This window comes from Streptomyces sp. NPDC096205, assembly GCF_044763135.1.
Classification (GTDB): Bacteria; Actinomycetota; Actinomycetes; order Streptomycetales; family Streptomycetaceae; genus Streptomyces.
Map to the genome: position 1 here is coordinate 17,555 of NZ_JBIWFS010000003.1, position 23,882 is coordinate 41,436.

Here is a 23,882-nt window from a genome sequence, read left to right on the forward strand (position 1 = left end):
GTTGTCAGTGGCGCAGTGCACTATCGGATGCGGGAGGTGGTGCGGGTGCGATCCGGGTTCGCGTACGACTGCGATGTGCTGGTGATCGGCGGGGGGATCGTCGGGCTGTCGACGGCGTACGCGATCACGCGGGCCGCGCCCGGCACACGGGTGACGGTGCTGGAGAAGGAGCCGGGCCCGGCCCGGCACCAGACGGGGCGCAACAGCGGCGTCATCCACAGCGGGATCTACTACCGCCCGGGCTCGCTCAAGGCGCGGTACGCGGTGCGGGGCGCCGCCGAGATGGTGAAGTTCTGCGCCGAGTACGGCATCGACCACGCCGTCACCGGCAAGCTGATCGTCGCCACCGAGCGGGAGGAGCTGCCCCGGCTGCACGCACTGGTGCAGCGCGGCCGGGAGAACGGCATTCCGGTACGGGAGCTGGGACCCGCCCAGATCACGGAGTACGAACCCGAGGTGCGTGGCCTCGCGGCGATACACGTCGGCAGCACGGGCGTGTGCGACTTCGTCGGGGTCGCCCGGCAGCTCGCCGAGGCCTCCGGCGCCGACATCCGCTACGGCGCGCAGGTCGTCCAGGTGGACCGCCGCCCCGCTCTCGGCGTGGCCGTGCGCACCGCGCGCGGGGACGTCGTACGGGGGCGGGTGCTGGTGAACTGCGCCGGGCTGCGCTGCGACGAGGTGGCCCGGATGACCGGCGACGAGCCGGACATGCGGATCGTCCCCTTCCGTGGCGAGTACTACGAGCTGGCGCGGCCGGAGCTGGTGCGGGGCCTCGTCTACCCGGTGCCGGACCCGGCGTTCCCCTTCCTCGGCGTCCACCTCACCCGCGGTATCGACGGCGGCGTCCACATCGGCCCCAACGCCGTGCCCGCCCTGGCCCGCGAGGGCTACGACTGGAGGACCGTACGGCCCCGCGAGCTGGGCGCCACCCTCGCCTGGCCCGGCTCCTGGCACATAGCCCGCCGTCACTGGCGCTACGGCGCGGGCGAGCTGCACCGCTCCCTGTCCCGGGCCGCCTTCACCGAGGCGGTCCGCCGGCTCCTGCCCGCCGTCACGCAGGAGGACCTGGTCCCCGCCCCGGCCGGCGTCCGCGCCCAGGCCGTCCTGCGCGACGGCACCCTGGTCGACGACTTCCTCATCAAGGAAGCGCCGAGAGCCGTCCACGTCCTGAACGCCCCCTCCCCTGCCGCCACGGCGTCCCTCCCGATCGGGAGAGAGGTGGCGCGCCTCGCACTCACGGCACTGGGCGAGGCGTGATGCCTCTTTGACAGGAGGACGGGAGGGCGGGAGGGCGGGAGGACTGGAGCGAGGGCCGGACCGTCGGGGGCCGGACCCTCGGCGCCCCTCCCCCGCCCCCACGTAAAATCACCCCACTGTGTCTGACACCCCGAACACCCCCGAGCCCCGACCCGCGCGCCCTCGCGGAGCGCCGCGCTTCCCGGACGGCCCCCAGCCCGACCCCGCCGGCTCCCACTTCGAGAGAAGGATCCGCAGCTTCCAGCCCCGCCGCAGCCGAGTCACCGCCGGCCAGGCCGACGCCCTCGCGCGCCTGTGGCCCAAGTGGGGCCTGGACATCGACGGGCACAAGATCCCCGACCTCGGCGAGCTGTTCGGCAACGACAACCCGGTCGTCCTGGAGATCGGCTTCGGCATGGGCGAGGCGACCGCCCAGATGGCCGCCGCCGACCCGGACACCAACATCCTCGCGGTGGACGTCCACACCCCCGGCCAGGGCAACCTGCTGGGCCTCGCCGACCGAGGCGGGCTCACCAACATCCGGGTCGCCAACGGCGACGCGATCATCCTGCTGCGCGAGATGCTCGCCCCGGACTCCCTCGACGGCCTGCGCGTCTACTTCCCCGACCCCTGGCCGAAGAAGCGCCACCACAAGCGCCGGCTGATCCAGCCGGAGTTCCTCAGCCTCGCCGCCACCCGCCTCAGGCCGGGCGCGCTGGTGCACTGCGCCACGGACTGGGAGCCGTACGCCGAGCAGATGCTGGAGGTGCTCGATGCGCACCCCGACTTCGAGAACACCCAGCCGGACGGCGGCTTCGCTCCGCGACCCGGCTTCCGCCCGCTGACCCGTTTCGAGGGGCAGGGACTGGACAAGGGTCATGTGGTGAACGACCTGCTCTTCCGTCGCGTACAGCACGGCGCGAAGGAAGCCCCAGGGCTGACCCCGTAGCCCCCTGGGGAAGCCCTTAGCCCCCATAGGGAAGCCAAGCGCCAACCCCGTGTCCCCCGTTAGGGTCGATGTCGTGGCCACCAGTCCTCCGTACCCGGCGTACCCGGCACATCCGCCCCGTCCGCCCCGTCCCTCAGGCTCAGGCTCCGTCGGCGGCACACGGCATCCGCACTGGTGGCAACGCACCTGGGTGCGCTACGCCGCGCTGATCACCCTGCTGGCGCTGTCCGGGCTGGTGATCCTGGCCCTGGTGCGCGAGCAGACCGGCACCGACGGCTTCCTGGTGGGGCTGGGCCTCGCGGTGCTGCCCGTCCCGCTGCTCATAGCCGCGTTCCGCTGGCTGGACCGCGTGGAGCCGGGACCCTGGCGCAATCTGCTGTTCTCCTTCGCCTGGGGCGCGTGCGCGGCGGCGCTGATCGCGATCGTGGCGAACAGTTTCGCGACGCGCTGGATAGCGACGGCGACGGCCGACCCGTCCAGTGCCGACACCCTCGGCGCGACGGTGATAGCGCCGGTCGTCGAGGAGTCCGCGAAGGCGGCCGCGATCCTGTTGCTGTTCCTGTTCCGCAGAGCGGACTTCACCGGGATCGTCGACGGTGTCGTCATCGCCGGTGTCACCGCGACCGGCTTCGCGTTCACGGAGAACATCCTCTATCTGGGCAACGCCTTCGGCACCGACCAGCTCACCGGCGGCAGCGGCATCGCGTCCGTCACCGCCGCGACCTTCTTCGTCCGCGTGATCATGTCGCCGTTCGCGCATCCGCTGTTCACCGTCCTGACCGGCATCGGCTTCGGCATCGCCGCCCTGTCCGGTGAGCGCCAGACCCTGCGCCGCACGGCCGTCCCCGTCTCCGGCCTCCTCCTGGCGATGGGCATGCACGCGCTGTGGAACGGCTCGGCGACCTTCGGCGAGTTCGGGTTCCTGGCGGTGTACGGGGCGTTCATGGTGCCCGCGTTCGGCCTGCTGACCTGGCTGGTGATCTGGACCCGGCAGCGGGAGCTGCGCACGGTGCGCGAGGAACTCCCGCCGTATGTCGCGGCGGGCTGGCTGACCCCGGCGGAGCCGTACGCGCTCGGCTCGATGCGCGCCCGCCGGCTGGCCCGCGAGTACGCCGACCGCCACCTGGGCAAGCGGGCGAAGCGGGCCGTGGCGCAGTACGAGGCGTACGCCACGTCCCTGGCCTTCCTGCGGCACCGGGCCCGCCGCGGCCGCGCGGGCGCCGATTTCGTCGTACGGGAGCAGGCGCTGCTGCACGAGCTGTGGGCCCGCCACGAGGTGGCCCACCCGGCTCTGCAGTACGCGGCCCGGGCGACGACACCGGTCCGGGCGTACTACGCACCCGGCTACGGCTACGGGATCCAGCCGCACCCGGCCTACCCGGCCCAGCCGCTGTACCCGGCCCAGCCGCTGTACCCGGCGTACAACCCGTACCGGTCCTAGGGCCTGCCCCTAGGCAGACGAAACCGGCAGCCCTGACGTCGGGGGGTTGTCGTCAGGACCACCGGGGTTTCAGTCGAGCGGAGGGGGCGTCAGGGGTTCAGGCCCCGGTCCCGCAGCCATGCCATGGGGTCCACGCCGGCCCCGTCGATGTGCACCTCCAGGTGCAGGTGCGGCCCGGTGACGTTGCCGGTCGCGCCGACGCGCCCGATGACATCGCCCGTGTTGACCGTCTGGCCGACGCTGACGTTGATCGAGGACTGGTGGGCGTAGCGGATCTCGGTGCCGTCCTCGAGGGTGAGGACGGTGCTGTAGCCGTACGACCCGCTCCAGCCGGCCTCGGTGATCGTGCCGGTGTGGATCGCCTTGATCGGCGTGCCGGTGGGCGCGGCGAAGTCGAGGCCGGTGTGGTAGCCGGAGGACCACATCGAGCCGGCCTGGCCGTAGGTGGAGGTGATCGTGTACGAGGAGGTCGGCAGCGTGTACTGGCGTGCCAGCTCGGCGAGGCGCTCGGCCTCGGCCTTCTTGCGGGCCTCCTCCTCCGCTGCGGCCTTCTCGGCGGCGGCCTTGGCCTCCGCCTCCTTCTCGGCCTTGGCGGCGGCCTCGGCGGCCTCCTTCTCGGCGGCGGCCTGAGCCGCGGCCTGGGCCGCCTGGGCCGCCTGGGCGGCCTTGGTGTCGGCCTGGTCCTGCTGCTGGGCGGCCTGCGCCATGATGCGGGCGCGCAGTGCCTCACCGGCGTCGGCGGTGTCCTCGGTGGCGTCGGCCGTGTCGGTGCCGAGGCTGCTGAGCGGGGCGACGGCCTCGGTGGTCTCCTCGGCGGGCGCGTCGTCGGAGATGAGGGAGCCGATGGAGGGCAGGTCGGGCATGGAGATGGCGACCGGCGGCTTGCCGGACTGGGCGCTGGCCATGCCGCCGGCGCCGACCGCGGCTATGACGCCGACGCCGAGGACGGTGGAGCTGCGGGCGAGTCCGCCGCCGCGCTGCTTGGCGACGCGGTGCCGGCCGCGGACGGGGCGGACGGAGTCCGCGGTGGGGTTCCACTCCTCCCACGGTCCCTCGTCGGTGGGGTGGCCGCCGTAGACGAACGTTTCCTCGGTCTCGGCGGTGCGCTGGCCCGGCATGAACGGGGCATGCGGGGCAGGGCGGTTGGACGCCACGTGGGCGTGCTCCTTTCCTTCCTTCTCGCCTACCGGGTTAGCTGACGGGTTCGGAGCAGGAAGGTCTCCTACGCGCGTATATGACACCGTGTGTCCACGGCGAAATACGCCCGATTCACCCCAAGTTGGTGGTTCCCCGGTTCCCTGACGGGATTCGGCGCGTGCGCACGGAGCCGTCTCTTGTGACGGCTGGGACGACCGCGCTGCGTTATCGGACGTTAATAGAACCGGGGCTCCAATTCCAAGCCGTTCGGCTTGATCATTAACGCGATCGACAGGGACGTAGAACCCAGGAGGGGCGAAAAACGGGCGAGTTGACCCGTACTCAGTACCGTCCGAGTTTTTGATGGTGACTCAGATGTTATGCGCAGGGCGCTCGCCCGATCACAGCACGTCACCCCGGGCCGGGCGCCGTACGGCGAGCAGCGCCATGTCGTCGGCGAGGGCGCCGCCGGTGTGCCGGCGGACCTCCTCCGCGAGGGTGCGCAGCAACTGGCCGGGGCCGCGGAAGGTGCGCCCGGCGAGCCGCGCCTCGGGGTCGTAGAACACCCCGCGGGCGTCACGGGCCTCGGACAGGCCGTCGGTGAAGAGCAGCAGGGTGGCGCCGCCGGGGAGGGGGTGCTCCTCGGCGCGGTCCGGCCAGCGGCCGAGGTCGCTCATGCCGAGCGGCAGGGCGGGCCGGTGGGCGGACAGCGGGACGAGGGTGCCGTCGGCGTGCAGCACGAGCGGGGCGGGATGGCCGCGGTTGAGGAGACGTACGACGCCGTCGCCGTGCGGGAGTTCGGCCAGCACGGCCGTGGTGAACCCCTCGTGGGCGTCCAGCCCGTCGCGCCGCGTGCCCTCGCGGTCCAGGGCGCGCTCCAGCCTCTGGGCGACCGCCTCCAGCGTGGCCTCCTGCTCGGCCGCCTCCCGGAACGCCCCGATGACGACGGCGACCGCCGACACCGCGCCCATGCCCTTGCCGCGTACGTCCCCGACGACGAGCCGCACCCCCTGCGGGCTGTCCTGCACCGCGTACAGGTCGCCCCCGATGAACGCGTCCGCCTGCGCCGCCTCGTAGCGCGCGGCGATCTCGAACCCGCCGATCCGCTCGGCGGGCTCCGGCAGCACGGCCCGCTGCGCGGCCTCGGCGATCTCGCGCGCGGAGGCAAGGCGCTCGTCGCCGCGACGCACCAGGATGTTGATGACGACCGCCAGGAAGGACACCGTCACCACGGTGAGCAGCTCGGTGACCGACTCCACGTCCAGGACGATCCCCATCAGCAGATGCACGCCCAGTACGACGACGATCGCGGCGGCCCCGGTGAGCAGCGTGCCGCGCCGGGAGTAGAGGGGGGCGGCGACGAGGGGGGCCGCCGTGAAGAAGGGGACCGCGGTGTACGCGGCCGGCGTGAAGGAGTCGTAGGCCGCACCGGCGGCGATCAGCACGGCCGGGAGGGCGCGGACGAGGGTCCGGGCGCAGGAGATCCGCCGCCGCTCGGGGGGTCTGGTGCTGGGCGCGGGGGCGTCGGGGTCGGGGTGCGGGGGGTTGCCGGGGTTGGGGTCTGCGAGGTCGCCGGGGTTCCGGTCCGCGGGATCGCTGGTCTTCGGGGCCGTGGGGTCGCCGGGGTTCCGGTCCGCGGGACCACCGGGCCTCGGGGCCGTGGGGTCGCCGGGGTTCCGGTCCGCGGGACCACCGGGCCTCGGGCCCGCAAGATCACCGGCCGTCGGACCCGCAGGATCGCCGGGTCTCGGTCCCGCAAGATCACCGGGCCTGGGGCCCGCGGAATCACCAGGCTTCAAGCCCGCGGAATCACCAGGCCTCGGGTCCGCAGGATCACCGGGCCTCGGGTCCGCGAGATCGCCGGGCTTCAGGGCCGCGGAATCATCAGGCTTCAGGCCCGCGGGATCACCGGGCCTCGGGTCCGCGGGATCGCCGGCTGTCGGATCCGCCGGATCGCCGGGCCTGGGGCCCGCGAGATCGCCGGGCTCGGCGTGCTCCCTCGCGCCGGCTCTCCGCTCGGGACCCAGCTCAGCAGGCGGCACCACTCGTACTCCCGCAGGCGCATGTCGTCGCGGGCCGCGCGTCGGGCCCCGTCCGTCCAGGGTCGCCGCGGCGGGCGAGGGCGGCGAGCGGGGGAGTCCGACCGGGGGATGGTCCGGGAAGGCGGGGTGGCAGGTGTGTGGGAAACACTCAGGGCCGGTATCCATCTGCATGGATACCGGCCCTGAGTCTTCAGTAGCGGGGACAGGATTTGAACCTGCGACCTCTGGGTTATGAGCCCAGCGAGCTACCGAGCTGCTCCACCCCGCGTCGTTGAAACCAGTGTACGCCATCCGCGGGACATAAAGCGAAGCGTTTAGGCCCACCCCTCTGACCTGCGGGTTTCCCCCAGATCAGCCGAGCAGATGCGCGTTGGGCGCCTTGGCCGCACCCTCGTACTCCGCCAGGACGACGACGTCGACGCCGTGGGACGCGAGCAGCCCGCTGCCGTCCGCGTCGGTGACGAAGGTGTCGGGTTCGCGCCAGGCGGTGACCACGCGGCGTACGCCCGCGTCGAGGATCAGCCGGGCGCAGGGCGCGGGCCGGGAGGCACGGCGGGCGCAGGGTTCCAGGCTGGAGTAGACGGTGGCGCCGGGCAGCCGCGGGTCGGCCGGGTCGATCTTGGCGAGCGCGGCCTCCTCCGCGTGCACCACCGGGTCGTCGCCCTCGCGGGAGTGGCCGCGGGCCAGCTCGGTGCCGTCGGCGGCGACCACGACCGCGCCCACGCTGAACGCCGTCCGCGACGGCGGGCACAGCGCCGCCAGCTCGCAGGCGAGGGCGAGCCAGTGCCGGTCGGCGGGCACGGCGACGCTGCCGGCGCCGGGCGCGGTGGGCTCGTACCGCATCAGCACGACGTCCTCGATGCGCCGGGTCTCCACGAGCCGCAGCCGGCCGCCCTGGTAGCCGCCGGGCCCGAACAGCCGGGGCGCGTCGGGGGTGCCGACCAGCAGGGGCGCGAGGACGAGCTGGAGTTCGTCGGCGAGCTGCTCCTTCAAGAGCTGGGTGTGGACGGTGCCGCCACCCTCGACCATGAGCCGCCGTACACCGCGTACGTCGTGCAGATGCTCCAGGACGGCCCGCCAGTCGAGCACGGGGCCGAGGGCGACGACGTCGGCGGCGATCCCCGCTCGCCGGGCCCGCTCGGCGCCCTTGTCGGTGGTGTACAGGACCTTCTCGCCACCGGTGTGCCAGAAGCGGGCGCCGGGGTCGAGGTCGCCGGTGGCGCTGACGCAGACCTTGAGCGGGAACTCCGGCCGCCCGGCGGCCACCCGCGCGGCACGCCGCTCGGCGGAGTTGACCAGCAGCCGCGGGTTGTCTGCGCGCAGGGTGCCGGCGCCGACGAGGATCGCGTCGCAGGAGGCCCGTACGGCGTCGACCCGGTCGAAGTCGGCCGGCGAGGAGAGCAGCAGACGGTCGGGGCCGGTGTCGTCGAGGTAGCCGTCGAGGGAGACGGCGGCGGAGAGGAGGACGTACGGGTACGGCATCGGCGGCCCTCTCGGAGCGGGGCGGAGTGGTCTGAACGGGCGGAATTCTCGGAGCGGGCGGGAATCGCGGAACGGGCGGGATTCTCGGGGCGGACGGGGTTACCGGGGCGGACGGGGTTCTCGGAAGGACGGGATTCTCGGAAGGGGACGGGGTTCTCGGGGGGACGGGATTCTCGAAACGGCCGGACTTGGTTCAAGTTTGAAGCAAACCTACACTGGCGGCATGACGACCCGCTGGCTCACCCCGGACGAGCAGCGCGCCTGGCGCGCCTACGTCGCCGCGACGCACCTCCTGGAGGACGCGCTGGACCGGCAGCTCCAGCAGGACGCCGGCATGCCGCATCTGTACTACTCCATCCTGGCCACCCTGTCCGAGACACCGGAACGGCGGCTGCGCATGACGGAGCTGGCCGAGGCGCTGAAGATCACCCGCAGCCGGCTGACGTACGCCGTCACCCGCCTGGAGAAGGACGGCCTGGTCGGCCGGGAGGGCTGCCCCTCGGACCGGCGCGGCAGCATCGCCACGCTGACCGACCAGGGCATGACCGTCCTGGAGCGCACGGCGCCGGGCCACGTCGAGACGGTCCGCAGGCGCCTGTTCGACCGGCTGAGCCCGGAGCAGGTGGGCCAGCTGGAGGAGATCTGCACGGCGATCAGAGGTGCGGCGGAGGACGACGACGTGCCGTGGCTGCGCCGTTCGTGACGTACGTCACGCCAGGTTGCTTAAAGTTTCAAGCACAAGATACGGTCCCGTCAGGTGCACTGCTTCAAATCTGAAGCACAAGCCGCATACCGAGGGACGGAGACCTCATGCCCGACATCCCCGCCGCCACCCAGCGCGCCCGCGTCCGGGTCCCGCTGAATTTCGCCGACGGCTACCGCGTCGACGCCGAGCTGGTGACGTTCCACGGACTGACGGACGGCGCGGAACACGTGGCGGTGATCCTTGGAGAGCCGGGCGAGCCGGGGGCCGTGCCGCTGGTCCGCCTGCACTCCGAGTGCCTGACGGGCGACGTCTTCGGCTCGGCCCGCTGCGACTGCGGCCCGCAGCTGCGCGAGGCGGTCGAGCGCATCGCCGACCGCGGCGGCGTCCTGCTCTACCTCCGCCAGGAGGGACGCGGCATCGGCCTCTACAACAAGCTCGACGCCTACGCCCTTCAGGACCAGGGCCTCGACACGTACGAGGCCAACGCGGCCCTGGGCCTCCCCGAGGACGACCGCGACTACACGGCGGCGGCCCAGATGCTGCGCGCCCTCGGCATCACGGAGCTCGACCTGCTCTCCAACAACCCCGACAAGGCGGCCCAGTTGGAGGGCCTCGGCATCACGGTCCACGACCGCGTCCCCACCGGGGTGTTCACCACCGCGCACAACGTCCGCTACCTGCACGCGAAGGTCCTGCAGACCCAACACACGCTCGCGCTGGGAGAATTGACGGACCTCACGGCGGGCTGAGGGCGATACTGGGGCGCGAGCCCGTGGACGGACGGGAACGCCGACATCGAGGTCTCCCGTTGCCCACCTCCACCAGCCGCAGCTACGACACCGTCGCCGAGCGCTACGCCACCGAGATCGCCGGCGAACTCACGGGCAAGCCCCTCGACCGCGCCCTCCTGGACACCCTGGCCGAACTCGCCGGCGACGGCCCCGTCCTCGACATCGGCTGCGGCCCCGGCCACGCCACGTCCTACCTGGCGGCCCGCGGTGCCCAGGTGACCGGCCTCGACCTCTCCCCGGCCATGTGCGGTGTGGCCCGCCGCACGACGGCCCTCCCCTTCGCGGCCGCCGACATGACCAGGCTCCCGATCCGCTCCTCCTCGGTCTCGGCCCTCCTGTGCCTCTACGCGGTCATCCACCTGGACGCCGCCCAACGCCCCCTCGCCTACGCCGAGTTCGCCCGCGTCCTCCGCCCCGGCGGCCACGCCCTGCTCTCCTTCCACACCAGCGACCCCGACGCCGCCCCCGGCGACTCCCGCCACCTGTCGACCTGGTGGGACCACCCGGTCGACCTCACCTTCCACTTCCTCGACCCCACCGCGGAGACCCGCTCCCTCACCGCAGCAGGCCTCTCGCCCACAGCCCACCTGGACCGGGCCCCGTACCCGGACACGGAGCACCCGAGCCGCCGGAGCTACCTGCTGGTGCGGCGGGCAGCGGTGTAGCGCACCCCTCCGCCTCATCACGTGTTGTAGCCTCCCGATCGCACACAGTGATCACGTGGCTAGGAGTGTGGTGCCGTAATGAGGGCATGGCTGTCGAGGACCCTGGCCGCCGGAGCGGCCGTCTTCCTGCTGCTGGGTGGGCAGCCGGTCGGGGCGGTGGCCGGGGAGCGGGCCGGTGGCGGGGCGGCGGTTGTCGCGGCGCACGGGTCGGGGAGAACGGCGCAGGCGTCGGGCAGCGCGGCGCAGGCGTCGGGCAGGACCGCCGTCATCGCGGTGTACCCGGACCGGGAGCAGAACGGGGAGTGGGGGCACGCCACCTTCCACCCGTCCGAGTCCGCCGTGCCGCAGGTCGCCTCGGCGCTGCGGACGGTCGGGGCCGAGGTCGTCGTCGGGGACTTCTCGACGCGGCGGAGCACCGCGTACTTCTGGTCGGGGCTGGGGGCGGGCGGCGAGGACATCGCCGAGCGGATCGCCACCGAGCGCAAGGGCGTCACCCTGGGGATGCTGCTGGAGCAGCGGAACATCACCATGCCGACCTGGGACGGCTCGCAGAAGGTCGAGGTGGCCTGGTCGGCGGTGTCGGAGGAGTACGCGCGGCAGGCCAGCGGGGTGGTGCATGTGATCCTCGGCCCGTACGTGCGGCCGAACGCGATCTGGTACACCGAGTTCGAGAACCTCAAGCGCAACGCCAAGGTCAGCAAGGTGGTTTCCGTCGACTCGCAGAACGGCTCGGAGACTACGCTCTACACCCGTGGAGAGCAGCCGAACCGGTGACGCCCGGGTGACGGACGACCACCGCAGCCGGGCCGTCACCCTGTACCTGCTGGGAGCGGGACTGCCGTACCCGAAGCCCAGCCCCCAATCCGTGCGAGAGGCGTTCGAGCCCACCGAGGCCGAACGCCTCCTGTCGTACGCCGAGACGGTGGTCGCCGAGATGAACACCTTCGAGGCCGACTGGACCACCCAGAACCTCCAGACCGCCACCCACGCCTACCAGGCCGACACCCGCAACCGGCACCCCGAGCTCGACGAGACGGCGATCGACGCACTGGGCCGGGCTTACAGCTTCTGGTGGCGGTGACACCCGTTCCGGCGGCGGTGACGCCCGGAAAACGCAGCGGCGCCCGAGCCGACCGGAGTCGGCGCGGGCGCCGTGTGCATCGCCGTGGCTGGTACGCCCGGCGTGGCGCTAGCGGTATGCGCAGTGCGGACCTATGAGGCTCCTCCCCGCTCACGTCCACGGGCCGCGATGTCGACGTCCCCCGGTTCGCCGTTGTCTCCGGTTTCCGGTGGCACCAGGCGCATGCCCCGCGACTCGGCGACGCGCAGCACATCGCGCAGGCACTCGACGAGTCGTAGCCCGGCGTAACGCACCTCGGTGTACGGGGACTTGGGGTCGTCCAGAACCTTCCCGGCGAGACGGGCCACCGCCCCGGCCGTCTCCAGTTGCACGGCCTCCATATCGTCGGCCAGACGGGACAGCGGCCCATCCCCGCTGCCGGGGACGAGGAAGCACGGTTTGCCCTCCGGGGACAGCCAGGGCAGAAGGCGGGGCACGGCGACCGGTTCCATCACGCCACTACCTCCCTCGCGCCGACCAGGTGCCGGTCGAGGTCGATCCCGAAGTCGGCTGCGAGAACGAGGGCGAGGCGCCGACGCCGCTGGAGGGCCCGCTCTCGCTCATGCGCCGTGAGATATGGGCGCACGAGGCGGCATTCCGTGCCCTCGAGAGGGAGATCGAGGCCGTAGGGAGAGCGGTGAGGGAGGAGAGAGGTCTCGGGAGAGCGGGCGGCGCGAGCGACGGTCGGCCGCCGCGTGGCGGCGGGGTGGGCTCCTGCGCGCCGCCGTCCGGTGCCGGAGGCGAACACGAGCCTCAGCCACTCGGCGAGACTGCGGATAAGGTCCTGCATGTCGGTCTGCTCCGTTCAGATCGGCCATGCCCCGGGAGGTCTGATCCACCTCGCCGGGGTCTTTCTGTCTCCGGAAGCTACACCTGTATGCACCCCTCTACATACAAGTACAGAGGGATCCACTCGACCGTGCAGGTCGACGTATGCCTACGTTGGACATATGAGCGATGCAGAGAAGAAGGCCCCGAGCCTGGACCCGATGAGCGCGAGGCCGCTCTACGTCCAGCTTGCCGACATCATCGCCGGGAAGATCGAGTCCGGAGAGCTGGCACCGGACAGGCCGATTCCGTCGGAGAATCACCTTGCCGACGAGTACGGCGTGGCGCGGCTCACGGCACGGCGGACCGCCCAGGAACTCCGGGAGCGGGGCCTCATCGTCACCGTTCGCGGCAAGGGGTCCTTCGTCGTGGAGCAGCCGCCCACCGGGACCGCGGGCAAGAGCACGACAGCAGGCTGACCGGCCGTCGCGGCGGATTCCAGTCTCCCTACGTCACCAGGCCGACAGCGGCCGTCGGGCCCGGCTGATCACTCTCTGTGCGTCCGCGCCGTACACCGCGGACTCGCTGAGCGTGCGCCACACCCGCTGGTAGGTGGCCACGGAGTCGGCGTCGTCGAGCCATATCTCCGCGTGCCAGTCCTCCGCGATGACGAGCCGCTCATCGAGGACCCAGAACCCGTTCGCGGGCGGGATTTTCAGTGCCGCGCAGAGGGGAACGATCCCCAGCTCGACGGTGTCCATGCCGACCGTGCCCGCAAGCCGATCGAGCTGAGCCGCGAGCACGGACGGCGAGCAGATCAGCGCGTGCAGGGCCGCCTCCCAGATCAGCACGTGGAGGCGGTGGCCGGCCTCGTACAGCCACGCCTGACGCTGGAGCCGGACCCGAACGGCGTCCTCGGTGTCTCGTACGGAGCCGTGGAGGTCGGCATATCGCAGGAACATCGCGCGGGCGTAGTCGGCGGTCTGGAGCATGCCCGGGACGGAGGCCTCCTCCCAGGCGTAGATGACCTTGGAGCGGTTGACCTCCAAGTTCCAGTTGTCCTGGACGGGTCGGTGGCCTGCCGCGAGCTGGCGGCGCCATGAGCGGATGTGACTCTCGAAGCCCCTGAGGCGGGCGTCGAGTTCGTCGAACACGTCGGGTCGGCCCACCCCGTTCGCCCATGCACGCAGGTCGTCGCTGGTGGCGGTCTGTCGACCGCTCTCCAGCTTGTAGACCTTCGAGTGCGGCCAGCCCAGCCGGTCGGCGAGTCGCGTACCGGTGAGCCGACCTTCGGGAGCCGAAAGACGCAGTTCCCTCAACCGCGTGCCGAGGGCCTCGCGGGCCTGCTGGTAGTCGGTGGTCACCGGTGCCGTGTCAGCCCTTCATGCCGACGTGCGCCGCGAACTCCTCGTACGGCTGCGAGGCATGCACAGCGGCGTCGCGGATCTGGCAGTACTTCAGAACCTCGGCGGGTTCCGTGATGATCTCCACGTCATGCCAGGCGTCTTCGTCGTCGAAGCGCAGGATCGCGACCAGACGGCTGTCGAAGATCCAGAAGTCCTCGGCGGGCAGGTACGCGCGGTCGGCGTCCTCGCGCCGGAGGTTTCGGACGTCCTCTCCGGTGGCCGCGTTGACCCGCGCGTAGGACAGGAGGAACCGCTGTCCGTCCGTCGGCGGGTCGTCGACGACCCGCACACGGCCCACATACTTACCGGCCGACGTCTGCCGGGAGATGTTCGTGCACCAGTCGCTGTCGAGGTCCATCGGTGCGCTGCCCGTGGCGAGGAACTCGGCATACCCCTCGTCCTCGCGGTCCGAGGCGTAGGCCCGCCGAGAGTCTCCAGGTGCCACGCCGAGTGTTCGAACGTCTCGAAGAGCCGGCCGAACTCCTCCGGACTGATCAGCTGGGGCACCCGCTGCATCTCCTTCGGAGCGTGATTGACGAGCAGTTCACGCGGCACCACAACGGCGACGTCACCGCTGCCGAGGTGCTGGAGCTGCGCGAGCTCACCGGGGTCGGTGACGGGCGGCCCTTGCACGATGACGTCACCTGTTGCGACGTCCTCATGCAGTGCGGGGCAGCCGCCGTTCTTGCTGTCCGTACCGATGAACCGCAGTCGTCGTGCCATGGTCCCTCCCTCTGCGTGGGGCTCTCGTCGCCACCAGCATCACCACGCCGACGGTCCCGCTCCACAGCGTGACGCACTCCATACGAGACCACACGAGAACATTCGGCCAGACGCCGAGAACATTCGAGAACACCGCCTACCTCACGTCAACGCTTCGTCCGTAGCGTCCCGTTCATGGCCAAGGCATCCGAGACACCCGACGTAGCCCTGCGGCTCGCCCAGGCCCGCCGGCGACGGGAGCAAGCAGCGTGAGCATCACGATCCAGATCCAAGAAGTCCCATCCAGGGTGTCGAAGCTGCTGCCGCTTCCGCCCTTGGACGGGCTGTCTGTCGGGCAGGTCCGCGGCGCCATGTGCATCTGGTGCGACACCCCCCTCACTGCCGAGACAGCGGTCGACCTCGGCGAGCGCAGACACCGCCGCCTCGATGGGCACTACTCGACTTTCCCGCGGGCCTGTTGCCAGTGCACCAGCAGGGCGGCGTTCACCGCGCTCCACATCCACGCACCGGACTGTGACACCTGCAGGCACAATCCGGCGGGCTGCGAGGCGGGCGCCATCTTGCTGCGGATGATCCGGGACGGCCGCAGGTGACCAAGGAGCAACCCGGGCCGCTGCGCGACCTCGCCGAGCGGATGCGCGAGGCCGAGCAGTCCGCCGGCCGTGCGGGTGGCTACTGCTGGCTGGAGCACCCGAGTGGTCACGGCCACTGCACGAAGAGCCCCCACACCAACCGTCAGCACATGGACTACTACACCGGGCGCACCTCACACGAGGACACTCACGGCCTCGTGTGGGTGGAGTAGCCCCGCGACCACGGCCGTCCTCACCCCCTTGGGGCGGCCGCATGGAGGGAGGGGCGGCTGTTCCGCTGTCAGAGCACCTCTCGTGGACCCCTCGGGCCAGCAGCGGGCCAGCTAGCGATCGTGGAGCATCCCAAAACGGACACGACCCCAGCTCATGAAGCCCGTGAGCTGGGGTCGTCCTGGTAGGCCCTGTGGGACTCGAACCCACAACCAATGGATTAAAAGTCCACTGCTCTGCCAATTGAGCTAAGGGCCCTGGCGATGTTGCCTACCCGAGCATAGCCGGACGTGGCCGTGTCTCCGATCGGGTATCGGGGACCCGGCCGCGTCGGAGTGGCGAATGGCTAGGGATCGACCGGTTCGGGTGTGCCGGCGCGGGCCGCCTCGCGGGCGATGGTGCGCTCGTGGTCGGGGTTGAGGAACCAGTGCCGGGCCGAGGCCAGCCACCAGGCGGCGGCGAAGCCGAGGACGGCGAGGACGGCGAAGGGGGCGTAGTTGAAGGTCTCCCAGGTGACCGGGGAGACCTGGGGGAGCATGAAGAGGACCGTGATGACGCCGACCCAGGCCACCGAGACCACGCCCACGATCCCCGACCAGCGCCCCAGGTGCCACGGGCCCCGCTGGAAGGCCTCCCCCTTGCGCACGCGCAGCAGCGTCGGGATGACGTAGGCGATGTAGAGGCCGATGACGGCGATCGAGGTCACCGCCGCGTACGCCGTCACATTGATCAGGTACGGCAGTCCCAGCGCGAGCGCGCCGAGTGCGGCCAGCCAGACCGCCGCGACGGGGGTGCGGGTGCGCGGGCTGACCGTGTGCCAGACGTGGGACCAGGGCAGGGCGCCGTCGCGGGAGAAGGCGTAGATCATGCGGCTGTTGGCCGTCACCGACGCCATGCCGCAGAACAGTTGCGCCCCGATCACCACGAGCAGCAGCAGCTTTCCGGCGCTCGCGCCCAGCGCGTCGAGCAGGATCTGGGCGGGCGGCGCGCCGGTCGGGGACATCCGGGCGCCCTCGTACGACTGGATGGCGAAGGTGAAGCCCAGCAGGAGGACGAAGCCGGCGATCCAGGACGTCCAGATGGACCGGACGATGCCCTTCGGGCCGGCCGTCGACGCGTCGTGCGTCTCCTCCGTCATGTGCGCGGAGGCGTCGTAGCCGGTGAAGGTGTACTGGGCCATGAGGAGTCCCAGCAGCACCACGTACACGCCGCTGCCCCAGCCGGTGTGGTTCACGAACTCGCCGAAGACGTACGACGCCGACTGGTGGCGGTCGGGGACGAGGGCCAGCGCGCCGACGATGACCGCCACGCCGAGGACGTGCCACCACACGCTGACGTTGTTCAGCAGCGCGACGATCCGCACGCCGAAGGTGTTCAGCAGGCCGTGCAGGACGAGGATGCCCGCGAAGAGGAGGATCGTGCGGCCGGGCGTCACCTCGAAGCCGAACTGGAGGTTCAGGTACGCGCCGAGGAAGGACGCCGCCCCGAAGTCGATGCCCGCGGTCACGGCGACCTGGCCCAGCACGTTGAACCAGCCGGTGAACCACGCCCAGGCGGCCGCCGTCCGGGCGGGGGCGAGCCGGTGCGCCCAGAAGTACAGGCCCGCCGAGGTGGGATACGCCGAGCAGATCTCGGCCATGGACAGGCCCACGAACAGCGTCATCAGGCCGACGGCGACCCAGCCCCACGTCATCACCGCGGGGCCGCCGGTGTTCATGCCGAACAGGTACAGCGTCAGACAGCCCGACAGCACCGAGATGATCGTGAACGACACCGCGTAGTTGGAGAACGCCGACATCCGGCGGGCGAGCACCTGCGTGTAACCGAGCTGGGCCAGCCGCTCTTCGTCCGTCGGTGGCCCGCTCGCGTTGACGTCATCTGTCATGCCCCCAGCAATTCCCTCACCGGGGGCGTGACATGCGTCACAGCTTGGCTAAAACAGGCCCTTGTAGCCCTGCCAGCCCGACCCGATCTTCACCCGGGCCCCGAACGACCCCTTGCCGGTGCCGCTCTGCCGGTACAGGTTGCCCGCGGTGTCCCGCGCGACCAGGTCGGCCTTGCCGTCGCCGGTGATGTCGCCTACGCCGACTACGGCGTTGTAGGAGACGCCCCAGCTGGAGAACACCTTCACCCGGCCCTTCAGCACACCCGTCCCCGTGCCGTCGTACCGCCACAGCGCCCCGGCCCGGTCCCGCGCCAGCACGTCCCCGATGCCGTCACCGGTGAGATCCCCGGCCCCGACGACCTTGGTGTAGATGCCCCAGCCGGACGCGATCTTCCTCGCGGACGCCAGGGTGCCGTCGCTCTTCGCGGCGTACAGGTAGAGGTCACCCGTCGACGCCCTCCTCGCCAGCAGGTCGGGGCGCTTGTCGCCGGTGAGGTCGCCGGGGGAGGTGAGGACGTTGTGGGCGTTCCAGCCGGTGCCGAGATTCTTGTACGGCTGCCCCAGCATGGGTGCCGAGCCGTTCGGCACCGTGTAGCCGCGCAGCGAACCGTCAGGCATCCGCACGAGCGCGTCGTTGTACCGGTCGCCGTCCAGATCGCCGAACGGCACCGCCGTCACCTTGGTCGACCAGCCGGGCATGAACACGGTCCCGGAGAAGGCGCCCTTGCCGTTGCCCTTGTGGAACGTCATCAGGCCGGAGGAGCTGAGCGTGAGCAGGTCACCGACGCCGTCCGGCTGGTCCGAGGGGCCGGAGTGATCACGGTACGGCGCCTTGCCGTACACCTCGACCGTGCCGCCCACCTGCAACGGGGCACCGACGCCGTCCGCCGGCGCGACCTCCAGCGTCCACACGTAGGTGCCGTGCGGCAGCATCGCGCCCTTGGCGTCCGTAGCGGCCCAGCCGATGCGCAGCTCTCCGCGCGCCGCGCCTCCGGAGCGTGTGTCCACGATCTGGCCCGTGACCTTGTTCCGCACGGTCAGCCGCCAGCTCACCGACGGCTTCGACAGCAGCATGGCGGCCAGGGTGTCCGGCGTGCCGACCTCACGTGCCTTGACGAGCGCCGGGCTCTCCACGGACGTCAGCAACCGCAGGGGCTGTTGCGGCACCCCGGACGGCACCAGGTGCACCTGCTCCTCGCCGTCGACGTACGCGGCGTTCGCGCCGGCCTCGTCGACCGTCCAGCGCACGTCCCGCTGTGAGACACCGGTGTCCGGCAGGTCCCCGATCACCCGGCTCACGGGGGCGCCGCCGGCGACGGTCGTCAGCGTCAGCTTCCCGGCCTGCTTGTCGTGGGTGACGACGAACCCGTCACCGAGCTTGGCCTCACCGGCCGGCACCCGGACGGACTTCTTCGCCGTACGGTCGTAGACACCGGCCCTGCCGTCACAGGTCCAGTACAGGTAGCGGCCGACCGACTGGAGTTCGGTCGGGACGCACCCCGCGTCCGTGGTGACGGTCCCGGCGGTCTTCTTCGTGACCAGGTTGTACAGCGTGACGTTGCCTGGGGTCGTGCCCGCCGACCACAGGACGTGGCCGGAAAGAGCCGCAGCGCGGGGCGGGCGCGTGGCGACCGGAGTGGAGCCGCCGATCTCGAACACGGTTTGCCGGGACGCTGCCGTGTGGATCAGGTAGCGGCCGGACACGTCCGTGACCTGACCGCCGTCGGGAACGATGTCCATCCAGGAGTCGTGGAGCCGAGGGCCGTTGGCCGCCAGTTGGTCGTCTGTTCCCGGGTACTGCGTCAGCCAGACCGCACGGCTGTCGGCTGTGCCGTGCAGTCGGCAGCCTCCCTCGGTCGTCGGGCAGTCGCCCAGCGCTCTCTCGCCGTCGTAGGCCGTGAAGTTACTGAACTCGGGCGTACCGGTGGGCGCGACGGTCCGCACGGCGAGACCTCGGCCCGAGCTGACGTTGTCTTCGGCGACCAGGAGCCGTCCCTGGTCGAGAGCCAGACCCCGGATCCGGTACGGGGGGATCGGCAGGTCCTTGATCTTGGTGACGACGAGCTTGCCGTCCTCGGTCTCCTGGATGCGCCGGATGCCCCAGTCGTCGTAGCCGGAGCCGCCGACGACGACCGCGCTGCCGTACGACGAGACGGAGATGCCGTAGTTCGACGAGGCCAGCAAGGTGACGGGGGTACCGCCGCCGATCGGTACCGCGATCACCTTGCCGCTGGACGGCTGCCTGACGAGCCAGTCCCCCACCACAGAGAGATGACGCGCGGGATAGGACCCGTCGGCGGTGTCCAGCGGCACCTCGACCGGGGGCGCCGAGAGGTCGGTGCGGGAATAGACGTACGCCTTTGTGGCTGTGCTTCCGTTGTACGCGACGACGTGGTCGGCGGACATCACGACGTAGCTGCCGAGGAGCCGGCTGGGCGTCCAGCCTCGGACGAGCCCGCTCTCGGCGTCGACGGACACCAGACGGGTGCTGCCGTCGACCGTGCCGCTGAAGTACAGCTCCCGGGCGTCCCCTCTCCTCGGCGCGAGGTTGTTCATGCCCTCCGGCATGCCGCTCACGACCACGTCACGCGTGCTTCCGTCAGGTCCCGGGCTGAGCAGGTGGAACTCCCGCCGGGTGGTCCCGTCCTCGGCGGTGACGTAGACGTAGGTGATGGCCGTGCTGCCGATCACACCGCCGGACAGGGTGTGGCCCTCGGGAATGTGCAGGGTCCGGGTCGTTCCGTCCACTGCGTTCCACAGTTCGACGCGGCCGTCGCTGTAGCGGGACGCCAGAACGTCGGTTCCTGTCCCGTACCTGGTCACGACCTCCGGCGGCTGTGCCGGCACCGTGTGGGACCGGCCGTCCGAGTACCGCGTCCACACGACTCCGGATCCCTCCAGCCAGTGGACGACCCCCTCGGCACCCGCGGCTTCACCACCGACCGTGGTGTCGTGGTAGCTGAGCCGCGCCGTCAGAGGACTGCTCCGCATCGTCGCCGGCACCACCGTCTCCTGCGGTGCCTCCTCCCCCACCGCCGAAGCGGCCGGCAGCAGCGTGCTCAGCCCCAGCGTGAGCACCGCGGACAGGGCCGCGAGTCTGTAAGTCCTGCGCATCAGGAGATCCCCTTGTAGGTCTGCCAGCCGGTGCCGATCTTCACGCGCGCGGCGAAGGACCCCTTGCCGGTGCCGTTCTGGCGGTACAGGTTGCCCGCGGTGTCGCGTGCCACCAGGTCGTTCTTGCCGTCGCCGGTGATGTCACCGACGCCCACGACCGCGTTGTACGAGGCACCCCAGTTCGAGAACACCTTCACGCGGCCCTTCAACGTGCCCGTCCCCGTGCCGTCGTACCGCCACAGCGTCCCAGCCCGGTCGCGCGCCAGCACGTCAGCGATACCGTCACCGGTGAGGTCGCCGGCGCCGCGGCCAGGCCCACCAGAGCGAAGGTGATCCGGCCACGCCGGAACGCGGAAGAGCGCGCGCGTACACGCGAGTTCAAGGGTCCCTCCCCAAAGAGACGAGGCAGGACGCACACCGCTCCCCGGTGTCCCTGGCCCCCCGGCCGTCGCGTCCGCCCCAGCAAAAGTGAGCTGATCCTACAGCCGGTTCACAGGCGCGCAGTAAGGGATTACCGAGCCGCGATCAGGCGCAAAAACGCCGTGGCCCCCACCCGTTCGGGTGGGGGCCACGGCGTTCAGTCGGACCTCAGGACTCAGCCGTTGCGCTTCCAGCGCGGCTTGTCCTCGCGGCGGCCGAAGGAGCCGCCGCTGCGGTGGTCGTCGCGGCGGCCGTAGGGGCGCTCGTGGCCGCCGGTGCGGAAGCCCGGGCGGTCGCCCTGGCGGTCGCGGTTGAAGGGACGGTCGCTGCCGCGGTGACCGGTGCGCTCGTCACGGCGGAAGCCGCCACGGTCGTCGCGGTCGCGGTTGAAGCCACCGCGGTTGTCGTCGCGGCGCTCGAAGGGACGGCCACCGCGGTTGTCGTCACGACGGTCGCGGTTGAAGCCGCCACGGTTGTCGTCGCGGCGCTCGAAGGAACGGCCGCCACGGTCGTCACGGTCGCGGTTGAAGCCACCGCGGTTGTCGTCACGACGGTCCCGGTTGAAGCCGCCACGGTTGTCGTCACGGCGCTCGAAAGAACGGCCGCCACGGTCGTCGCGGTCGCGGTTGAAGCCACCGCGGTTGTCGTCACGACGGTCCCGGTTGAAGCCACCGCGGTTGTCGTCACGGCGCTCGAAAGAACGGCCGCCACGGTCGTCACGACGCTCGAAGGAACGGCCACCGCGGTCGTCACGACGGTCGCGGTTGAAACCACCGCGGTCGTCACGGCGCTCACGGCGCTCGTACGGGCGCTCGTCACGGTCGGAGCGCTCCGTCCGCTCCACCCGGTCCACATCCTGCGCCGCAGGCTGCTCCGGCACGGACACCTCGGCGACGACAGCCGCCTCGGCCGCCGCGGCCACGGCCGCCTCCGGGTCCTCGCCGCGCTCGCGGGCCACACGCGCCACCAGGCGGTCGGCCTCCTCGCGCAGCTCGGTGGCACGGCGCTGGGCGCGCTCCAGCTGCTTGGTCAGGTGCGCCACGTCGCGCTCGGCCTGCGAGGCGGCGTTGCCCGCCGACTCGGCCTGCACCTCGGTCATCGACCGGGCACCGGTGATCTCGGCGACCTCCGGGTCGAAGGCGCCGGCGCTCTGGATGATGTGGCGCGAGGCGTCGACGCCCGCGTCCTCCATCAGGCGGAAGATCTGGCGGCGCTGGTGCGGCAGGGACAGGGACACGACCGTGCCGGTACGGCCCGCACGGGCGGTACGGCCGGCGCGGTGCAGGTAGTCCTTGTGGTCACCGGCCGGGTCCACGTTCAGCACCAGGTCGATGCCGTCGACGTGGATACCGCGGGCGGCGACGTCCGTGGCCACCAGGACGTTGACGTAACCGTCCTTGAAGTCCGCCAGCGTCCGGGTGCGCGCGCCCTGCGTCATGCCGCCGTGCAGCGCGTCCGACTTCACGCCCGCCTCGCGCAGCTGCTCGGCGACACGGTCGGCGCCCAGCTGGGTGCGGACGAAGATGATCGTGCGGCCCTTGCGGGAGGCGATCGCGGCGGTGACCGGCGCCTTGTCCTTGGGCTTCACGATGAGGATGTGGTGCGACATCGTCGTGACCGCACCCTGCGCCGCGTCCACCTCGTGCAGGACGGGCGAGGTCAGGTAACGGTCGACGAGGGTCTTGATCTCGTTCTCCATCGTGGCGGAGAACAGCATCCGCTGGCCGCCCGCGGGCACCTGGTCGAGCAGCTCGGTGACCTCGGGCAGGAAGCCCAGGTCGGACATCTGGTCGGCCTCGTCGAGGACGGCGATCTGCACGTCCTCCAGGGAGCAGGCGCCGCGGTTGATGATGTCGCGCAGTCGGCCCGGCGTGGCGACCAGGATGTCGACGCCCTTCTCCAGGGCGTAGATCTGGTTGCCCATCGACGTACCGCCGCAGACGACCTTCATCTTCAGGCCCACGACGTCGCCGTACGGCTGCAGCGCGTCGGCCACCTGCATGGCCAGCTCGCGGGTCGGCGTGAGGATGACCGCACGCGGGCGCTTCTTCTCGGTGCGGCCGCCGGCCAGCTGGGCCAGCGTCGGCAGACCGAAGGAGAGGGTCTTGCCGGAACCGGTACGGCCCCGGCCGAGGATGTCCTTGCCCGCCAGCGCGTCCGGGATGGTCGCGGCCTGGATCGGGAAGGGGGTGGTCACGCCGTTCTGCGCGAGCTTGCGCACGACACCCTCGGGCAGACCGAGGTCCGCGAAGGTGAGCTCGGGGGCGTCGGGGGTGTCGGAGGCGTCGGTGGCCTCGACCGTCTCGGCGTTCTCGACGCCGTCGACGATCGTCTCGACGTCCGTCTCGACGTTCTCGATGTCCTCGGGCAGGACGGTGTGATCAGTGCTGGAAATGGACATGCGTATGCGAAACCTTCCGGAGTCTCATCGGCACGCGCCCGTCAACTCCGTGATTCGCATACGACCGCCTCAATGCGGTCCGCCACGGCAAGGGAGAGTACGCGCCACACGGCGCGCTCTGTTGTGGCGCCGGGCAAATGGGATCAAACGATCTACCACCATACGCACTCACCACCCCTGAAGGCAAACTCGCCCCGTTCTCGCAGGTCAGGCCCGTGCGGCGACTACGCCGGAGTTCCCGCGGCCGGCGCCGGCTCCCGCTGCTCCAGCTGCGGACCCGGCTCGGGATGCGCCGACGACGACGGCTCCGCCTCGGTCGGCGTCGGTGACGGCGCGGGCTCGGTCGGCGTCGGCGGGGGCTCCGGCGACGGCTCCGCCTTCGTCGGCGTCGGCTCCGCCCGCGTCGGCTCCGGCTCGCCCGGCCGACCCGGCGGCCGACCCGGCCGACCCGGCCGGTCAGGCGCCGACGCCGACGCGCTCGCACTCACCGACGGCGACACCGAAGGCACCGCCGAGCCCTTCGCCTCGCCCTTCTCTCCGCCCTTCGGCCGCGGATCCTCATCGCCACCGGCCGCACCACCGCCGCCACCGCCCCCGCCGTCGTACCCGGCACCCACACCCGGCGCGGGGACACCGCCCTCCGGCGCCTCACCGCCCCGCTCCCCCGCCGAGTGCGCGGGCGGCGCGCCCTTGCCGTCGTCGTCTCCCACGCTCATACAGCCGGCGGCAGCGGCGACCGCCACCACCGTGGCGGCCAGTCGGACGGGTACGTACATGGAGCGCACGGGCAGCC

The 23,882-nt window shown here is 71.4% G+C and carries 20 protein-coding genes, 2 tRNA genes, 2 pseudogenes and 1 riboswitch; of the genes and pseudogenes, 11 read left to right on the forward strand and 13 right to left on the reverse strand.

The features are described 5' to 3' along the window. Window positions 1-27 precede the first annotated feature (27 nt). From lhgO to ACIQ6Y_RS12430, 3 genes are all read left to right on the forward strand, one after another. On the forward strand, window positions 28-1,257 hold the full coding sequence (gene lhgO, locus ACIQ6Y_RS12420; RefSeq protein WP_404038274.1) for an L-2-hydroxyglutarate oxidase: 1,230 nt from the start codon (window positions 28-30) through the stop codon (window positions 1,255-1,257). 118 nt (window positions 1,258-1,375) lie between these two features. Further along, window positions 1,376-2,185 (forward strand): tRNA (guanosine(46)-N7)-methyltransferase TrmB, encoded by an 810-nt coding sequence (trmB, locus tag ACIQ6Y_RS12425; RefSeq protein WP_404036457.1) that lies wholly within the window; start codon window positions 1,376-1,378, stop codon window positions 2,183-2,185. A 73-nt stretch (window positions 2,186-2,258) separates the two neighbouring features. Then, window positions 2,259-3,626 carry a PrsW family intramembrane metalloprotease gene (locus ACIQ6Y_RS12430; RefSeq protein ID WP_404036459.1) on the forward strand — a complete coding sequence of 456 codons (1,368 nt, stop codon included), beginning with the start codon at window positions 2,259-2,261 and terminating at the stop codon, window positions 3,624-3,626. Window positions 3,627-3,715: 89 nt separating this feature from the next. Here ACIQ6Y_RS12430 and ACIQ6Y_RS12435 read toward each other — a convergent pair whose 3' ends face one another. The 4 genes from ACIQ6Y_RS12435 to ACIQ6Y_RS12450 form a co-directional block, all read right to left on the reverse strand. After that, the gene (locus ACIQ6Y_RS12435) at window positions 3,716-4,780 is read right to left on the reverse strand and encodes a M23 family metallopeptidase (protein WP_404036462.1); all 1,065 of its coding nucleotides are present in this window, start codon (window positions 4,778-4,780) and stop codon (window positions 3,716-3,718) included. Between the two features lie 11 nt (window positions 4,781-4,791). Beyond that, window positions 4,792-4,950: riboswitch (cyclic di-AMP (ydaO/yuaA leader) on the reverse strand. A 214-nt stretch (window positions 4,951-5,164) separates the two neighbouring features. Continuing rightward, complete coding sequence (locus tag ACIQ6Y_RS12440) at window positions 5,165-6,208, reverse strand: PP2C family protein-serine/threonine phosphatase (protein WP_404036465.1); 1,044 nt, start codon at window positions 6,206-6,208, stop codon at window positions 5,165-5,167. 791 nt (window positions 6,209-6,999) lie between these two features. Continuing rightward, window positions 7,000-7,073: transfer RNA gene (locus ACIQ6Y_RS12445), tRNA-Met, on the reverse strand. Window positions 7,074-7,156: 83 nt separating this feature from the next. After that, the gene (locus ACIQ6Y_RS12450; RefSeq protein WP_404036468.1) at window positions 7,157-8,287 is read right to left on the reverse strand and encodes a dihydrofolate reductase family protein; all 1,131 of its coding nucleotides are present in this window, start codon (window positions 8,285-8,287) and stop codon (window positions 7,157-7,159) included. A 223-nt stretch (window positions 8,288-8,510) separates the two neighbouring features. On the opposite strand from ACIQ6Y_RS12450, the gene ACIQ6Y_RS12455 reads away from it, so the two are divergent. The 5 genes from ACIQ6Y_RS12455 to ACIQ6Y_RS12475 all read left to right on the forward strand — a co-directional run bounded on the left by ACIQ6Y_RS12455 (window position 8,511) and on the right by ACIQ6Y_RS12475 (window position 11,530). Next, the gene (locus ACIQ6Y_RS12455) at window positions 8,511-8,990 is read left to right on the forward strand and encodes a MarR family winged helix-turn-helix transcriptional regulator (protein WP_404036470.1); all 480 of its coding nucleotides are present in this window, start codon (window positions 8,511-8,513) and stop codon (window positions 8,988-8,990) included. A gap of 107 nt (window positions 8,991-9,097) precedes the next feature. After that, window positions 9,098-9,742 carry a GTP cyclohydrolase II gene (gene ribA / locus ACIQ6Y_RS12460; RefSeq protein ID WP_404036473.1) on the forward strand — a complete coding sequence of 215 codons (645 nt, stop codon included), beginning with the start codon at window positions 9,098-9,100 and terminating at the stop codon, window positions 9,740-9,742. A 59-nt stretch (window positions 9,743-9,801) separates the two neighbouring features. After that, window positions 9,802-10,449 (forward strand): class I SAM-dependent methyltransferase, encoded by a 648-nt coding sequence (locus tag ACIQ6Y_RS12465; RefSeq protein ID WP_404036476.1) that lies wholly within the window; start codon window positions 9,802-9,804, stop codon window positions 10,447-10,449. A gap of 78 nt (window positions 10,450-10,527) precedes the next feature. Then, complete coding sequence (locus ACIQ6Y_RS12470) at window positions 10,528-11,223, forward strand: hypothetical protein (RefSeq protein WP_404036479.1); 696 nt, start codon at window positions 10,528-10,530, stop codon at window positions 11,221-11,223. Beyond that, window positions 11,201-11,530 (forward strand): hypothetical protein, encoded by a 330-nt coding sequence (locus tag ACIQ6Y_RS12475; RefSeq protein WP_404036482.1) that lies wholly within the window; start codon window positions 11,201-11,203, stop codon window positions 11,528-11,530. The genes ACIQ6Y_RS12470 and ACIQ6Y_RS12475 overlap by 23 nt, the downstream gene beginning before the upstream one ends. A gap of 131 nt (window positions 11,531-11,661) precedes the next feature. Here ACIQ6Y_RS12475 and ACIQ6Y_RS12480 read toward each other — a convergent pair whose 3' ends face one another. Then, complete coding sequence (locus tag ACIQ6Y_RS12480; RefSeq protein ID WP_404038277.1) at window positions 11,662-12,021, reverse strand: hypothetical protein; 360 nt, start codon at window positions 12,019-12,021, stop codon at window positions 11,662-11,664. Window positions 12,022-12,519: 498 nt separating this feature from the next. Between ACIQ6Y_RS12480 and ACIQ6Y_RS12485 the strand changes: the two genes are divergently transcribed. Next, window positions 12,520-12,816, forward strand: coding sequence for a GntR family transcriptional regulator (locus tag ACIQ6Y_RS12485; RefSeq protein WP_404036485.1), 297 nt, complete (start codon window positions 12,520-12,522; stop codon window positions 12,814-12,816). A gap of 33 nt (window positions 12,817-12,849) precedes the next feature. Here ACIQ6Y_RS12485 and ACIQ6Y_RS12490 read toward each other — a convergent pair whose 3' ends face one another. Both ACIQ6Y_RS12490 and ACIQ6Y_RS12495 read right to left on the reverse strand, forming a co-directional pair. After that, window positions 12,850-13,701, reverse strand: coding sequence for a helix-turn-helix domain-containing protein (locus tag ACIQ6Y_RS12490; protein ID WP_404036488.1), 852 nt, complete (start codon window positions 13,699-13,701; stop codon window positions 12,850-12,852). A gap of 10 nt (window positions 13,702-13,711) precedes the next feature. Continuing rightward, window positions 13,712-14,466 (reverse strand): annotated as a pseudogene (locus tag ACIQ6Y_RS12495) (DUF6879 family protein). A 248-nt stretch (window positions 14,467-14,714) separates the two neighbouring features. Between ACIQ6Y_RS12495 and ACIQ6Y_RS12500 the strand changes: the two are divergent. Further along, the gene (locus ACIQ6Y_RS12500) at window positions 14,715-15,059 is read left to right on the forward strand and encodes a hypothetical protein (protein WP_404036491.1); all 345 of its coding nucleotides are present in this window, start codon (window positions 14,715-14,717) and stop codon (window positions 15,057-15,059) included. Beyond that, window positions 15,056-15,271 (forward strand): hypothetical protein, encoded by a 216-nt coding sequence (locus ACIQ6Y_RS12505; RefSeq protein ID WP_404036494.1) that lies wholly within the window; start codon window positions 15,056-15,058, stop codon window positions 15,269-15,271. The genes ACIQ6Y_RS12500 and ACIQ6Y_RS12505 overlap by 4 nt, the downstream gene beginning before the upstream one ends. A 180-nt stretch (window positions 15,272-15,451) precedes the next feature. On the opposite strand, the gene ACIQ6Y_RS12510 is transcribed toward ACIQ6Y_RS12505, so the two are convergent. The 6 genes and pseudogenes from ACIQ6Y_RS12510 to ACIQ6Y_RS12535 all read right to left on the reverse strand — a co-directional run bounded on the left by ACIQ6Y_RS12510 (window position 15,452) and on the right by ACIQ6Y_RS12535 (window position 23,874). Beyond that, a tRNA-Lys gene (locus ACIQ6Y_RS12510) sits at window positions 15,452-15,527 on the reverse strand. Between the two features lie 88 nt (window positions 15,528-15,615). Beyond that, window positions 15,616-17,154 carry an amino acid permease gene (locus ACIQ6Y_RS12515; RefSeq protein ID WP_404036496.1) on the reverse strand — a complete coding sequence of 513 codons (1,539 nt, stop codon included), beginning with the start codon at window positions 17,152-17,154 and terminating at the stop codon, window positions 15,616-15,618. 48 nt (window positions 17,155-17,202) lie between these two features. Then, on the reverse strand, window positions 17,203-20,268 hold the full coding sequence (locus ACIQ6Y_RS12520; RefSeq protein WP_404036499.1) for an FG-GAP repeat domain-containing protein: 3,066 nt from the start codon (window positions 20,266-20,268) through the stop codon (window positions 17,203-17,205). Then, window positions 20,268-20,573 (reverse strand): annotated as a pseudogene (locus ACIQ6Y_RS12525) (FG-GAP repeat domain-containing protein); the annotation flags it as partial. The gene ACIQ6Y_RS12520 and the pseudogene ACIQ6Y_RS12525, both read right to left, overlap by 1 nt. A 290-nt stretch (window positions 20,574-20,863) precedes the next feature. Next, a complete protein-coding gene (locus ACIQ6Y_RS12530) occupies window positions 20,864-23,089 on the reverse strand; it encodes a DEAD/DEAH box helicase (RefSeq protein WP_404036502.1) in 2,226 nt (741 codons plus the stop codon). Between the two features lie 224 nt (window positions 23,090-23,313). Continuing rightward, entirely contained in the window at window positions 23,314-23,874 is a 561-nt protein-coding gene (locus tag ACIQ6Y_RS12535) for a hypothetical protein (protein WP_404036505.1), read from the reverse strand. Between the last annotated feature and the right edge of the window lie 8 nt (window positions 23,875-23,882).

Coding starts and splice junctions, on each gene's coding strand:
- ACIQ6Y_RS12450 (WP_404036468.1), bottom strand. CDS start 8,287: ATGCCGTACCCGTACGTCCTCCTCTCCGCCGCCGTCTCCCTCGACGGC.
- ACIQ6Y_RS12470 (WP_404036479.1), top strand. CDS start 10,528: ATGAGGGCATGGCTGTCGAGGACCCTGGCCGCCGGAGCGGCCGTCTTC.
- ACIQ6Y_RS12520 (WP_404036499.1), bottom strand. CDS start 20,268: ATGCGCAGGACTTACAGACTCGCGGCCCTGTCCGCGGTGCTCACGCTG.
- lhgO (WP_404038274.1), top strand. CDS start 28: ATGCGGGAGGTGGTGCGGGTGCGATCCGGGTTCGCGTACGACTGCGAT.
- ACIQ6Y_RS12530 (WP_404036502.1), bottom strand. CDS start 23,089: ATGTCCATTTCCAGCACTGATCACACCGTCCTGCCCGAGGACATCGAG.
- ACIQ6Y_RS12480 (WP_404038277.1), bottom strand. CDS start 12,021: ATGGAACCGGTCGCCGTGCCCCGCCTTCTGCCCTGGCTGTCCCCGGAG.
- ribA (WP_404036473.1), top strand. CDS start 9,098: ATGCCCGACATCCCCGCCGCCACCCAGCGCGCCCGCGTCCGGGTCCCG.
- ACIQ6Y_RS12515 (WP_404036496.1), bottom strand. CDS start 17,154: ATGACAGATGACGTCAACGCGAGCGGGCCACCGACGGACGAAGAGCGG.
- ACIQ6Y_RS12485 (WP_404036485.1), top strand. CDS start 12,520: ATGAGCGATGCAGAGAAGAAGGCCCCGAGCCTGGACCCGATGAGCGCG.
- ACIQ6Y_RS12455 (WP_404036470.1), top strand. CDS start 8,511: ATGACGACCCGCTGGCTCACCCCGGACGAGCAGCGCGCCTGGCGCGCC.